Source organism: Lentisphaerota bacterium (assembly GCA_016873675.1).
GTDB lineage: Bacteria > Verrucomicrobiota > Kiritimatiellia > RFP12 > JAAYNR01 > VGWG01.
In genome coordinates, this window is sequence record VGWG01000016.1 from 1 (window position 1) to 13,972 (window position 13,972).

Below are 13,972 nucleotides of genomic sequence, written 5' to 3' on the forward strand. Positions count from 1 at the left end.
TCATTGACCAGCCGTTCGTTAAGGAACCGAAGCAGACCATTACGCAGGTGGTCAACGACGCCGCCAAGAAGGCGGGCGACACGATCACGGTCACCCGCTTTGTCCGCTTCCAGCTCGGCGCGAGCTAGAACCGTTCGCGTGCACATGGGAGAGTGTGTGTGGGAGTGTGAGGTCGGGGAGCATTGCCCTTTCATTTCGATTAGCGGCTAAAAGCGGCGTCGCGCGGGATACCGCTTGCCGCCGCACTCCGAGACGCTGCCGTCGGGGCGCTGCTTTTTTCCGGTGGCCAGCGCAGCTCGGCACCGCTTTTCCGGCGCAAGTCTGTGTCATTGCTGGCTGATTCCGACCTTCGTGATCTGAGTGGTGAAACCCACGCAGACTCACACACTCACATACTCACATACTCACACGCCCTGTCGCCCGCCGACCACCTGAACGTTTGACAACGGACGCGCATTGTGATTTCATCACTGTATCACTGTATCACTGTATCACTGTATCACTGCGTCACTGCGGCTATGTTGGGCGGTACGGGCTGTTGATGATTGATCGGTATCGAATTGGGGGCCGTGATGTGCGGAATCGTGGGCTACGTGGGGCTTGAGGGCGCGTGCGGCGTCCTTCTGGCCGGTCTTCGGCGACTCGAGTACCGCGGCTACGATTCGGCGGGGATCGCCCTGGTGGATGACGGACTGTTGCACGTCGGCAAGTCGGTCGGCAAGGTGCAGGGACTGGCCGACCGGATCGCGTGCGAGTGGCGGGAGGATGTGTGCCGCCGGGCGGGCACGGGGATTTGCCATACGCGGTGGGCCACGCATGGCGCGCCAACCGAAGCGAACGCCCACCCGCATCTGGACCGGTCGGGCCGGATCGCGCTGGTGCACAACGGCATCATCGAGAACCACGCCATGCTGCGGCGGAAACTCGAGGCGCGCGGCCATGTGTTCGCCTCCCAGACAGACACCGAGGCTCTGGCCCGGCTCATCGGCGAATGTTACCGGGGCGATCTGACGTCAGCTGTCGCCGAGGCCCTGAGCCATGTCACGGGAACCTACGGCATCGCCGTCGCATCGGCCGACCATCCCGGTGAACTGGTTGCGGCCCGCCAGGGCAGCCCCCTGGTGCTGGGCATGGGCGTCGGCGAGACGCTGGTGGCGAGCGACGTGACGGCGGTGATCGGCCGGACGCGGCAGGTCGTCTACCTCGAGGATGGCGATGTGGTCCACATCAAAAACGGTGAAGCCGACATACGCACCCGTGACCGGGTTCCGGTCTCGCGCAGCGTCGCCCAAGTGGACTGGGACGCCGGCGCGGCTGAAAAGGGCGGTTTTGCGCACTTCATGTTAAAGGAGATCTACGAGCAGCCCGAAGCGATCACGAACGCCTTTCGCGGCCGGCTGGATCTGGAGGCGGGCACGGCGATGTGTGCCGGCCTGGGAATGTCGCCGCGCGAGCTGGCCGCCGTGCGGCGCATCGTGGTCGTGGCGTGTGGCACGTCGCTCCATGCGGGCATGGCCGGCAAATACGCCATTGAGGGCCTGGCGGGAATCCCGGTCGAGGCGGAGCAGGCGGCGGAGTTTCGTTATCGCAACCCGATCCTTTCGCCCGACGACCTTGTCCTCGCCGTGAGCCAGTCGGGCGAAACCGCCGACACGCTGGCGGCGGTGCGCGAGGCTTCTGGCAAAGGGACGTGGGTGGCGGGCATTTGCAACGTGGTGGGATCGACCATCGCCCGGGCGGCCGGGCGGGGCGTTTACCTCCATGCGGGGCCTGAGATCGGCGTCGCATCGACCAAGGCCTTCACCAGCCAGCTCACGGTGCTGACGCTGCTCGCGCTCAAGTTTGGCCGTGGCCGCAGGCTCTCCCGCGAAGAGGGGCTCGGGCTATGCCGCGAGATACAGGCGCTCCCCGACGCCGTGCGGTGCGTGTTGCGGCAGAATGAGCGGATCGCCGAGCTGGCCGAGCGGTTTGTGCAGACGCGGGACATGTTTTACATCGGCCGCGGGGCGCTCTATCCGGTGGCGCTGGAAGGCGCGCTCAAGCTCAAGGAGATCAGCTACATCCACGCCGAGGGGTACCATGCGGCCGAGCTGAAGCACGGGCCGATCGCGCTCCTTGACGAGCAGGTACCGGTGGTGGCTCTGCTGAACGACATGCCGGGCAAGGACAAGACGATTGGCAATGCGCAGGAGTGCCGTGCGCGCGGCGCGCCGGTGCTGGGAATCGTCACCGAGGGCGACGACGAAGCGTGCGCCGTCTCGGATGCCGTCATTGCGGTGCCGCGGCTCGGCTTGTACACCACGCCGATCGTCACGGTGGTCGCGCTGCAGTTGCTGGCTTATCATGTCGCGCGTCTCCGCGGTTGCGCCATTGATCAACCCCGCAATCTGGCGAAGAGCGTCACAGTCGAATAACCTGCGGAACGGGGCATAGGGAGGTTGCACATGGGTCAATTGTTCGGCACGGATGGTGTGCGGGGGCAGGCGAACCGGGATCCGGTGACCCCCGAGATGGCGATGCAGATCGGCAAGGCCGTCGCGGCGGTCATCGGCTCCAGCGGCCACGGCAGCACGCGGGTGGTTTTGGGCAAGGACACGCGGCTGTCGGGCTACATGCTCGAAAGCGCCCTCACCAGCGGGCTCGTCTCGATGGGCGCCGACGTCTTTCTCGTCGGCCCCGTGCCCACGCCGGCGGTGGCGCATCTGACCCGTTCGCTTGCGGCCAACGCGGGGATCATGGTGACGGCGTCGCACAATCCGTTTGATGACAACGGCATCAAGATTTTCAATACCGACGGCTACAAGCTCGATGATGCCCAGGAGGAAGCGATCGCCGAGCGGGTGTTGAGCGGCCGCATCCTGTCGGAGCACATCCGCAGCGACCAGCTCGGCAAGGCTTATCGCGTGGATGACGCCCGCGGGCGCTACATCGAGTTCGCCAAAAGCACGATTCGCAGCGAGAAGCTGAATCCGCTCAGGATCGTCCTCGACGCCGCCAACGGCGCCGCCTACCAGATGGCGCCGTACATCTTTCGGGAACTGGGCGCGTCGGTCGTGAAAATGAACACCGAGCCCGACGGCTACAACATCAATAACGAGTGCGGCGCGCTGCATCCCGAAGTGATGGCCAGGCGTGTCAGGGAGTGCGGCGCCGATCTGGGAATCGCGTTGGATGGCGACGCCGACCGGGTGATTTTCAGCGATGCGGAGGGGCGCGTCGTCGATGGCGACCGCATTCTGGCGATCTGTGCGCTGGCGTTCCGCGAGGCGGGCACGCTGGCGAATAATACGCTGGTCTGCACGAGCATGAGCAACCTCGGTCTGCACGACGCCATGAAGCGGCACGGCGTTGCCGTCGAGGTGACCGACGTCGGCGACCGGTACGTCATCGAGCGGATGCGCGCGCGAGGCCTGTCGCTGGGAGGGGAGAAATCGGGGCATCTGATTTTTCACGACTTTGCCACAACCGGCGACGGCATCATCAGCGCGCTGCAGGTGATGCGCGTCATGAAGCAATCGGGCAGACCGCTGGCGGCGCTCGCGGATTGCATGGAGGAATATCCGCAGAAACTGACGGGGCTGAAGGTGCGCGAGAAGCGGCCGATCAGCGGGATTCCGGCGCTTGCAGCCGCGATTCGGGAGGCCGAACAGGCGCTGGCCGATGGGGGCCGGATCGTGGTCCGGTATTCCGGGACCGAGCCGAAAATCCGGATTCTGGTCGAGGCGCGGACGCAGGCGCTGGTCGACCGGTGGCACGATCATGTGGTCGCCGTCATCAGTCAAACGTTGGTGTAAATGGAGGTCGAATGAAAACAGACACGATGAAACGTCGTCTGCAGGAGCGCGGTGTGGTGCTGGTGGATCCCGCCGCCGTGTATGTGGCGCCCGATGTGGACCCCGGCCGGATCGAGGCTGGCGTGGTGCTTTATCCCGGATGCCGGCTCGAGGGACGCGATTTGGCGGTGGGCCCAAACTGCCGCCTGGGCACCGAGGGGCCCCTCCGGCTGAACGAGTGCCAGCTTGGAGCGGGCGTCGTGCTCGGGGGCGGGAGTTTCGAGCGGGCGACGCTGTTGGACGGGGTGACCGGATCGGACCAGGCGCTCGTGCGTCCGGGGTGCCTCTTTGAAGAGCGGGCGACCTTTGGCCATTGCTGCGGGTTCAAGCAGACCCTCCTCATGCCGTTTGCGACGACGGGGAGCTTGGTCAATTTCTGCGACTGCCTGCTCGCCGGCGGAACCGGCAGCGACCACCACTCCGAGGTTGGTTCGTCCTTCATCCATTTCAACTTCACGCCGCACGGGGACAAGGCGACGGCGTCGCTCTTCGGCTGCGTCCCCGACGGCGTGCTGCTGCGGAGCCGGCGGATCTTTCTGGGCGGTCAGTGCGGGGCGGTCGGCCCGGTGCGTGTGGCCTATGGAACGGTGCTGGCCGCAGGACAGGTGCTGCGGCACGATGTCGAGACGCCGGGCTTGCTCGTGGTGCCGCCGCCCCCCACGCCGGGGGAGCGGGTCTACGACGTGGTCTGCCGCCATCCGGAGCGGGTGGTCCGCAACAATCTGATCTACATCGGCAACCTGCTGGCGCTGGATCAGTGGTACCGCCGCGTCCGGGCCGGTTTCATGGCCAGCACCCCGTGGAGCGCGCGGTGTCACGCTGGCGCGATGCAGCGTCTGGACGAGGCCTTGCGCGAACGGATGGAGCGGCTCAACGCTTTTGTCCGGATCATCGGGACGGATGCCGAGCGCGCCTGTTTCCCCGCCGGATGGGAGCCGATTCGCGAACGGGTCGCGCAGGCTTTGGGCGCGCGCGCGGAGATCGGCTGTTCCGAGGCTCTCGCGCCGATGGTCGCTGCGCTGGCCGGCGCGAACTGGACGGAAGCGGTGCAGCGGCTCGACGCTGATGCCGCCGCCGCCGTGCGCGCCTGGCTCAAGTCGGTCGTGTCGATCATCGTCGATGGCGCTGGCAAGCCGTGCGGGGGAAGGACGGAGTAGCGGTGTTGTGCAAAATCGCGGAAAACGGAGTGTAGCCGTTCGCAGGCTGCTGGCGCTCGCCACGGCCTTGGCGCTGTACGGGGCTTTCCGGATCGCATGGTCGCCGGTTCGTCCGGTGAGCGGAGGTGATCAACCCGCGGCCCAGCCGTCGTTGGCCGAAGCCCGCATCGCCTCGACTCGTGCGCTGCATACCGCAGCCGTCCCGGCCGTATCGCGCAATTCCGATGTCGGAGGCCGTGGGACCTTGCCGCCGCCTGCGGTCTCCACTTCCTTGCCGCCTGCGCGCGCCGAATCGCCGGCCGGCCCTGGCGCCGCCGGTCTGGATGGCGCGGGGAAGTCCGTTGCGGGCGTTCCGGGCGAGCACCCCCTGTTTGCCGCTTTGCGCGCCAGCGCGGAACAGCCCATTCCCGCCGAAGTGCGCGCATTGGCGCTTCAGATCACGGCCGGCAGCACCAACGATCTGCAGCGTGCCCGCGCCATCTACGACTGGCTCACCGGCAATATCCGGTATGACACGGAGGAGTGGGCGCACGTGGTCGGCGGCGGCGAAGACTACTGTCACGACCACGACCCGCTGAGCGTGATCCGCCGCGGCACGACGGTCTGCATCGGCTACGCGTGGCTCTTCAACGCGCTGGCTCAGAGCGTCGGCTTGCGGGCGACCTATCTGATCGGCGATGTGCGCGGGTACCGCGGCACCGAGGATGATACGCTCGTCAGTGCCTTCAAGCACGCGTGGAACGCCGTCGAAGTGGACCAGACGTGGCTGCTCCTGGACGCGACCTGGGGGGCGAGCCAGAGCGGACAGATCGAAGATGCCTATGCGCCGCGCCGCGCCTACTACTTCAACACGCCGGCCAATCAACTGATCTTCGATCATCTCCCCGAATCGGCGGAGTGGCAGCTCCTGTTGAATCCGGTTCCGGATGTCGCGAGCTTTGCGGCGCTGCCCAATCTGAAGCCGGCCTTCTTCACCGATGGCCTGCGGCTCGTGACGGCCTTCACGGACACGCTGCATCTGGAGCCCGGCACGCCAGCCGGCATCACCCTTCTGGCGCCCGAAGGGGTGAGGTTGATCGCCACCCTGAGTCAGGCGGACGGCACGAACACCCGGATGCTGCCCGTGCGGCAGCAGGGCCATCAACGCGACATGGTTGTGGAATCGGTGCCGGCAGGGACGCACATCCTGCGCGTCTACTCGTCGTCCGGGACGGACCCCGTCCGGTTCGAATGCGCGGCCGATTTTGTCATCGTGGCGGATTAATGGCCGCAGGGCGCTGCAGAGGTCTGCAGAGGCTTTTGAACGCGGCAATGCTGATGGTTGACCCCAGCGCATCGGTGGTCTATACTACGTCCATTTAGTGGGAGCAATTGCCTGACAATGATGAACGACGAACCGAAGAAAGAGGCGCCGAGCGCGCCGCCCCAGTTGCCCAAGAGCGGCGGGGGGGGGAAGCGTCCCGAAGGGGTGCCGCCGCAGCGTTTTTTGCTGGCCTGGATGGCTGTGCTCTTTTTACTGGGCATGACCGTGTGGATGGTGTCTGGTGATCGGACCGTTGGCGGCACGCGCGAGATATCCGATGGAGATCTGGAGCAACTGGCCGCGAAGGGTGAGATTGAGAAAGTTTCATTCGTCCCGGACCCATCGAGCGGCATCCTCCATGTGAGCGCGGTCAAGAAAGGCAGCAGAGAGAAGGTCAGGCTGACGATCCTGGGTTCCGACGGCACCGCACTCACCGAGCGGTTGCGTGTCCACGGAGTGCATCCGTCGGTGGAGACCAAATCGGTCTGGATGGCGCTGATGTTTCAGTTGCTTCCCGTGGTGCTGTTCATCGGGCTGCTCTATTTCGTCTTCATGCGGCAGGTCCGTTCGTCGGGCATGGGCGCGATGAATTTTGGCAAAAGCCGGGCCAAGATGTTGAATCAGGACAAGAAGAAGATCACCTTCGCCAACGTGGCCGGGATCAAGGAGGCGAAGGAGGAGGTGCAGGAGATCGTCGAGTTCCTGAAGGAACCGAAAAAATTCTCCAAGCTGGGGGGGCGCATTCCCAAGGGGGTCCTACTGATGGGGCCGCCGGGCACCGGCAAGACGCTGATGGCCAAGGCGATCGCGGGCGAGGCCGACGTGCCTTTCTTCAGTATCAGCGGCTCGGACTTTGTGGAGATGTTTGTGGGTGTCGGCGCCTCGCGGGTGCGCGACATGTTTGAGCAGGGTAAGAAAAATGCCCCCTGCATCATTTTTATCGATGAGATCGACGCGGTTGGCCGCAGTCGCTTCACAGGGATTGGGGGCGGGCACGACGAGCGCGAGCAGACGCTCAACGCCCTCCTGGTCGAGATGGACGGATTTGAGACCTCCGAAGGGGTGATCATCATCGCGGCGACGAACCGCTCCGACGTCCTCGACCCGGCCCTCCTGCGGCCGGGGCGGTTCGACCGGCAGATCATGATTGACCTGCCGACGCTCGACGGCCGCGAGGAAATTTTGCGGATGCACGCGCAGAAGCTCAAGCTGGGTCCGACCGCCGACCTGCGGCGATCCGCCCGTGGAACCCCCGGATTTTCAGGCGCCGATCTGGCCAACCTGCTCAACGAGGCGGCCCTGCTGGCCGCGCGCCAGAACAAGGAGGGAGTGGATCAGGCCGATCTCGAGGAGGCCCGCGACAAGGTGTTGTGGGGGCGCGAGCGGCGCAGTCGGGCGATGAGCGAGAAGGAGCGGACCATCACCGCCTGGCATGAGGCGGGTCATGCGCTCACGCAGGTCCTGCTGGAGCACACCGAGCCGGTGCACAAAGTCACGATTATCCCGCGGGGGCAGGCGCTGGGAGCGACGATGTCGCTGCCCGATCACGACGTGCTGAACCGAACCTGCAAAGAGCTGCTGGATCAAATGGTTGTGCTGATGGGCGGGCGCATTGCCGAGAAACTTCACACGGGCGATGTTTCCACGGGCGCGCGGATGGACATCCGCATGGCGAGCCAGATCGCGCACCACATGGTCTGCGAATACGGCATGAGCGAGGTGCTCGGACCCCAGTCGTTTGGCGAGAATCAGGAGCTGATCTTTCTCGGACGCGAAGTCTCGCGCACGCAGGCGCATAGCGAGGCCACGGCTGAGAAGATCGACGCGGAGGTTAGCCGGTTGATCCGCGAGGCGTGCGACCGGGCCGACGCGCTGCTGACGGCCCACCGTGACAAGCTTCAGATTCTGGTCGAGCGCCTGCTGGAAGAGGAGACGATGGACGGCCGCGAGGTGGCCGATCTGGCGAAGCTGGGACGGTTTCTCACGCGCGAGGAGCTGGCTGAACGGGAGCATCAGGAGAGCCGGGCGCGCGCCGAGAAAGAGGCGGAGGCGGAGGCCGAGGCTCGGGCCGCCCGTCCCACGCCGGCGACGCACGCTGCGGAGATCGATGGCGAAGCGCCGTTTCAGCCACCCTCGCCGCCTGTCTGAATCGGGGGAACATGCGCGATGGGCAGTGGCTTTCAGAACGTGTGGCGGTGTCGCGGGCGGTCAGTCAGTCTGGATCGGCCGCAGGTCATGGGCATTGTCAATGTCACGCCCGACAGCTTTTCCGACGGAGGCCTGTGGGACGGCGCCCCGCACCGCGCGGCGGCCCACGGCCTCGCGCTGCTTGAAGCCGGCGCCGACATCCTCGATGTGGGCGGCGAGTCGACCCGGCCGGGCGCGGCCGACGTGTCGATCGAAGAGGAGTTGAACCGGGTGATTCCGGTCATCCGCGAGCTGGCTCGTCAGACGCACGCGCCGCTCTCGGTCGACACCCGCAAGGCGGCGGTCGCCCGCGCGGCGATAGACGCTGGCGCCTGCATCATCAACGACGTCACGGCGCTCGGCGGGGATCCGGAGATGCGGCGGGTTTCGGTCGAAACCGGCGCGGGCGTGGTGCTGATGCACCGGCGCGGAACGCCGCAGACCATGAACGCTCTGGCCGTATATCAGGATGTGGTGCAGGAGGTCTGCGAGGCCTTGCGCGCAGCGGTTGACGCCGCCCGCGCGGCAGGCGTGGTGCGGGAGGCGATTCTGATCGATCCCGGATTCGGCTTTGCCAAGGAGACGGAACACAACGTGGCCCTGCTGCGCGATCTGGCTCGGCTGACGGCGCTGGGTCCGGTTCTGGTCGGGGTCTCGCGCAAGCGGTTCATCGGCGCGCTGACCGGCCGGACGGTTCCGGCTGAGCGGATGGCCGGCAGCGTCGCGGCCGCGATGATCGCCGTGCAGCGCGGCGCGTCCGTGGTCCGGGTTCACGATGTGCGCGAAACCGTTGACGCATTGCGGGTGCTGGGCGCGGTTGGGGCTTCGGAAAGGGGGGGCGCACGATGCTGACACCCCTCCAGATCGAGTTGCGCGACTGTCTGCAAATCGCCATTCTGGCCGTGGCGCTCTATTATGTGTTGCGATTCATCCGCGGGACACGGGTCGCCGCTCTGTTAATGGGGTTTGGCGTCGTGGTCCTGGGCGTCATCGCCTCCATCAGCATCTTCAATCTCGATGTGCTTGGCTGGTTGTTTGGGGGGTTGGCCCTTTACCTCGCGTTTGGGGTCGTGATCATTTTTCATCCGGAATTCCGGCGGGGGTTGGTGATGTTCGGGAGGCAGCCGTTCCTCAGCGCGATGCCCTGGCAGACGACGCGGAACATCCAACCGGAACCGGTCTCGGAGAAACTCTGCGAGGTGGTGGACCGGCTCTCGGAGCGGCGGATTGGCGCCTTGATCGCGATTGAGCGGGCGGAATCGCTCAGCGTGTTTGTGGATTCCGGCGTGCGGATCGACGCGCCGCTGATCCCCGAACTCCTGCAGACGCTTTTCTATCCCCCCGCGCCGTTGCACGACGGCGGGGTGATCCTTCGGGGCGAGTGCATCGTGGCGGCGCGGTGCATTTTTCCGCTCTCGGAGCGGCTGCGATCAGAGATGAAGGGGCTGGGGACGCGCCATCAGGCGGCGATGGGGCTCAGCGAGGCGAGCGACGCGGTCGTCGTCGCCGTTTCCGAAGAGACGGGAATCGTATCGATTGCGCATGACGGCAAGTTCTACCGGGATATTCGGCCGGATGCGTTGCGCCGGTATTTGCGCGCGCTGGATCCGCTGAGGAACGCCGAACAGATGATGTTCGGACGATTCCTGGAGCGACTGAACCGGAGTTCGCAGAACGGGAATCCGCAACGGGTGCGGCAACGCGTCAGGCGGCAGCGGGAGGTGGATCATGACTGACCGCGGGACGAGTGGGCGCCGTGCCGCGCTTTGGGGCGATGTGGTTTTCTGGGTTCTGCGCGACTGGCCTTGGAAGACGGTGGCGCTGGTGCTGGCGACCATCCTCTATCTCTTCATTCGTGCGCGGATCCGGAATACCGAGACGGTTGTGGTGCCGCTGGATATCGATCCGCAGGCGCAGGTGACGGCCGCCACGATCGAACCGCTCGCGGTGTCGGTGACCCTTCAAGGGTCGCTGGCTGAGTTGCAGCGGTTGGACAGCCGTAAGCTGCGGATGCTGGTCCGCCCCAGTTTTTCAGAGGGACGCGCGGTAACCCCATCCTGGTTCAGCCGCCTACTGCGGTCGGCCGCCGGCAACCGTTCTCGCGTGCGGGGCAATACCGAGGAGTTCCGGCTCTCCGCGCGCAACCTGCAGGGCGTCAACCGGCAGATGCGGGTGACCAAGATCGATCCCAGAACGGCGAAAGTCACTTACGACGTGCGCGTAGAGGTCGAATTGCCCGTGGCCGAACCGGTCGTGGTGGGCAAGCCTTATCGGGGGCGCGTGGTCATCGACTATACGCCCAAGACCGTTCGTGTGACCGGTTCGCGCGATCAGCTTGAGGAGATGGTGGCGAGTGGCGTGCAACTGCAAACCGGGCCGGTCGACGTGGACGGCCGCGTGCAGGGTTACAGAAAGACGGTGCCGATCTTGCAGCCCAGCGTGTCGCGGCTGGTTAAGCTGGAACCGGCCGAAGTGACCGCCGAGGTCAAGATCATCACGGATCGGTTCACGAGTGTGTTTTCGAACGTCACCGTGCTGGTGAAGGGGTTGCCGGGTGAGGGGTCCGGGTGGACCTGCGCGCCGGCGGAGGTTTCCGTGAAGCTGACGGGCCGGGCGGAGGTGGTCAACGCCATCCAATCGGATCAGGTTTCCGTATTTGTTGACAGGCGCGAGGCACAGCGCCTCGGTACCAACGTCTTGCCGGTGAAGGTGTTTCTTCCCTATGAATTGTCGGTTGAGACCGCCGAGACAGAGCCGTCGACGGTCACCGTGTCAACGGTAGCGTCGGAAGCGGATGCGGGGTCGGGACCTGAAGACGCCGCAAAGGTTCCCGAAGGATGAGGATTATGGCAGACGACGAACAAGCAGACGTTTCGATTCCGCCGCCGAGTCTGGCGGCGCGGCTGGCGGGCGCCGCCTTGATTCCGGCCAGCCTGTTTCCCGTGCTCGCGTTGTTGACCTACGACTGCCGCGACATTGCGTGGGTGCATGTTCCCGCCAACATGCCCCCCACGAACCTCATGGGTGTGGTCGGCGCGTGGCTGGTCTTTGGGGGTTATGCGCTGTTTGGTTTTGCGCTATGGCTGCTGCCGCCGACGCTGATGCTCATCGGGGTGCTGATGGCATTCGGACATCCCGCGCACCTCGGAAGGCGTTTGCTCTGGGGCTTCCCGTTCTTCCTCATGGTGTGCGCCCTCATTCAATTGGCGGCAGGCACCGCGCCCCTGATGGCGTGGATGTCGGCCTTGAACATCACCCCGAATGCGGGCGGTGTCGTTGGGCAATGGATCATGACGTGCTTTCTCAAGCGCTGGCTCAATCCGATGGGCGGTGCGGTGGTGGCGGTGACGCTGGCCGTGGTGTTTGGCATGTTTGCGGTTGGGTTACGGACGCTGTGGTGCGCGGGGCGATGGCTCCTGCATTGGCTGCGGGATCGGCGCATCAAGGCGCGCCAAGAGGCGGAGCGACTGGGCCGTGATGCGGAGATTGCCGCGAAAGACGCGGCGCGTGAGCAGGCGCGGGATGCCAGGGAGGCCGCCCGTGCGCTGCGCGAGCAGGAACGGCTGTTCAGACAGCAGAAGGACGAGGAGTCCCGGCGCGCCAGCGATGAGCGTAAACGGGTGATGGCGGAAGAGCGTCTGCGCGTCGCGCCGCAACAGGCAGAGGACCTGCGCGATCAAATGGCGGCGATGCGCGAAGCAGCGCAACGCGAACAGCGCGCGAGCATCACGGCACCCACCGAGCCGACCGCTGCTGGCGCTGGTTCGGTCCCCCCGGTGGCGGATGCCGGCGGCGAAGCAGACGAACCGGATCTGCAGCCGGAACCGTATCGGCTGCCGCCGGTCGATTTGCTGTCCCCGGTGCCCGATGACCGCCCCACGCTCGGCGACATGGAGCAGACGGCCGCCAACCTGATCGCAAAATTCAAGGAATTCAACATCCAGATCGAGGTGACCAACATCATCCCGGGCCCGGTCGTGACCCAGTATGAGGTGCTGCCCGGGCCGGGGGTTCGGGTGGAACGGATCGCCGCTGAGGTGCGCAACCTGCAGCTTGCGCTTGGTGCCGCCAGCCTGCGCGTGCAGGCGCCGATCCCGAATAAAAAAGTCTGTGGCATTGAAGTTCCCAATCTGGTGGCGCAAAAGGTGACGCTGCGGCAGGTTCTGGAGAGTGAAAAATGGGAGAAGGGGACGTATGCCCTGCCGCTGGCCATGGGCAAGGACGTCGTGGGCAATGACTTGGTGCTCGATCTGGCGACGCTTCCGCACATGCTGGTCGCCGGGCAGACGGGATCGGGGAAGAGCGTCTGCCTGAACGCGATTCTCATCGGCCTGCTCATGAGCCGGACGCCTGAGGAACTCCGCCTGATTCTGGTCGATCCCAAGCGGGTCGAGTTCCCGCCCTACAACGATCTGCCTCACCTGCTCGTGCCGGTCATCACCGATCCCAAAAAAGTGGCGTATTCCCTCCGCTGGGCACTGGGCGAGATGGACAAGCGGCTGAAGATGTTCCAGGCGGCCAAGACCCGCAACATTGCGGCTTTCAACGCCCGCACGGTTGTGCAGCAGGACGATCTGTTCGCCCCCGGTTCGGCCGCCATTCCGGTCGACGACGGCTTCCCCCGCAGACTGCCCCACATCGTGATTGTGATTGATGAGATGGCCGATCTGATGTCCTCCGTGGGCAAGGAGATCGAGGCGAGCATATCGCGCCTGGCGGCCGTGTCGCGGGCGGCGGGTATCCATATGATTCTGGCGACCCAGCGCCCTTCGGTCGACGTGCTCACCGGGACCATCAAGGCCAACATACCCGGGCGCGTCGCCTTCCAGGTCGCGCAGCGCAACGATAGCCGAATCATCCTCGATGCCCAGGGCGCCGAGAGCTTGATCGGCAGGGGCGACATGATCTTCCTCGATGCCAAGCTCGGACAGGTGCGTGTGCAGGGGGCCTGGGTCGGCGATGACGAGATCGCCCGCGTCGTCACCTTTGTCAAGGAGCATAGCCAGCCGGCGTTTGACGACGCATTCCTCAGCAAGCTGGGGAAGGTGCGTGAGCTGGGGGCCGATGACCATGAAGAGGACGAGGATGGCGGTGACGGCGGACATGCTGGCGCCGAACGGACCGGCGAGGGGGAGGGGGCCGCTGAAGAGGGCGGGGACGAGGAGATGGTGCGCGAGGCGATCCGCGTGATCCGGGAGTCGCGCCGGGCCTCGACATCCACGCTGCAGCGGCGGCTGCGCATCGGGTTCACGCGCGCGGGGCGCATCATGGATCTGCTTGAAGAGCGGGGAATCATCGGCCCGCCGCAGGGCGTGGCCCCCCGCGATATATTGGTTGATTTGGACGCCGTATATGTCCATACTGACGGCTTGTCTGAATCTTCCGTTCAGGCGGAGGAGACGGACGAAGGCGCGTTGGGAACGGATGCCGACGAACCACCGGACGGTTCCAAAGACGCTGGGAGCGGACAGAAGAAGCGGGAAGGCGGGTGA

General features: G+C 65.4%; 10 protein-coding genes. All 10 read left to right on the forward strand.

Features of this window, described 5'->3' with window-relative positions; genetic code table 11:
• The first annotated feature begins 2 nt into the window (after positions 1 to 2).
• The 10 genes from FJ222_03715 to FJ222_03760 all read left to right on the forward strand — a co-directional run bounded on the left by FJ222_03715 (position 3) and on the right by FJ222_03760 (position 13,972).
• Positions 3 to 128 carry a hypothetical protein gene (locus FJ222_03715; GenBank protein ID MBM4163533.1) on the forward strand — a complete coding sequence of 42 codons (126 nt, stop codon included), beginning with the start codon at positions 3 to 5 and terminating at the stop codon, positions 126 to 128.
• 444 nt (positions 129 to 572) lie between these two features.
• Positions 573 to 2,414, forward strand: a complete 1,842-nt coding sequence (gene glmS / locus FJ222_03720; GenBank protein MBM4163534.1) for a glutamine--fructose-6-phosphate transaminase (isomerizing) — start codon at positions 573 to 575, stop codon at positions 2,412 to 2,414.
• Positions 2,415 to 2,444: 30 nt separating this feature from the next.
• Positions 2,445 to 3,794, forward strand: coding sequence for a phosphoglucosamine mutase (locus tag FJ222_03725; protein MBM4163535.1), 1,350 nt, complete (start codon positions 2,445 to 2,447; stop codon positions 3,792 to 3,794).
• A gap of 11 nt (positions 3,795 to 3,805) precedes the next feature.
• Positions 3,806 to 4,990 carry a UDP-N-acetylglucosamine pyrophosphorylase gene (locus FJ222_03730; protein ID MBM4163536.1) on the forward strand — a complete coding sequence of 395 codons (1,185 nt, stop codon included), beginning with the start codon at positions 3,806 to 3,808 and terminating at the stop codon, positions 4,988 to 4,990.
• Positions 4,991 to 4,997: 7 nt separating this feature from the next.
• Positions 4,998 to 6,254, forward strand: a complete 1,257-nt coding sequence (locus FJ222_03735; GenBank protein ID MBM4163537.1) for a hypothetical protein — start codon at positions 4,998 to 5,000, stop codon at positions 6,252 to 6,254.
• A 234-nt stretch (positions 6,255 to 6,488) separates the two neighbouring features.
• Positions 6,489 to 8,441 carry an ATP-dependent zinc metalloprotease FtsH gene (gene hflB / locus FJ222_03740; GenBank protein ID MBM4163538.1) on the forward strand — a complete coding sequence of 651 codons (1,953 nt, stop codon included), beginning with the start codon at positions 6,489 to 6,491 and terminating at the stop codon, positions 8,439 to 8,441.
• Positions 8,442 to 8,459: 18 nt separating this feature from the next.
• Positions 8,460 to 9,332 carry a dihydropteroate synthase gene (gene folP, locus FJ222_03745; GenBank protein ID MBM4163539.1) on the forward strand — a complete coding sequence of 291 codons (873 nt, stop codon included), beginning with the start codon at positions 8,460 to 8,462 and terminating at the stop codon, positions 9,330 to 9,332.
• Positions 9,326 to 10,216: a TIGR00159 family protein gene (locus FJ222_03750; GenBank protein ID MBM4163540.1), complete on the forward strand. Its 891-nt coding sequence runs from the start codon at positions 9,326 to 9,328 to the stop codon at positions 10,214 to 10,216. Before folP ends, FJ222_03750 begins: the two co-directional genes overlap by 7 nt.
• Entirely contained in the window at positions 10,209 to 11,321 is a 1,113-nt protein-coding gene (locus FJ222_03755) for a hypothetical protein (protein MBM4163541.1), read from the forward strand. Before FJ222_03750 ends, FJ222_03755 begins: the two co-directional genes overlap by 8 nt.
• Complete coding sequence (locus FJ222_03760) at positions 11,318 to 13,972, forward strand: DNA translocase FtsK (GenBank protein ID MBM4163542.1); 2,655 nt, start codon at positions 11,318 to 11,320, stop codon at positions 13,970 to 13,972. The genes FJ222_03755 and FJ222_03760 overlap by 4 nt, the downstream gene beginning before the upstream one ends.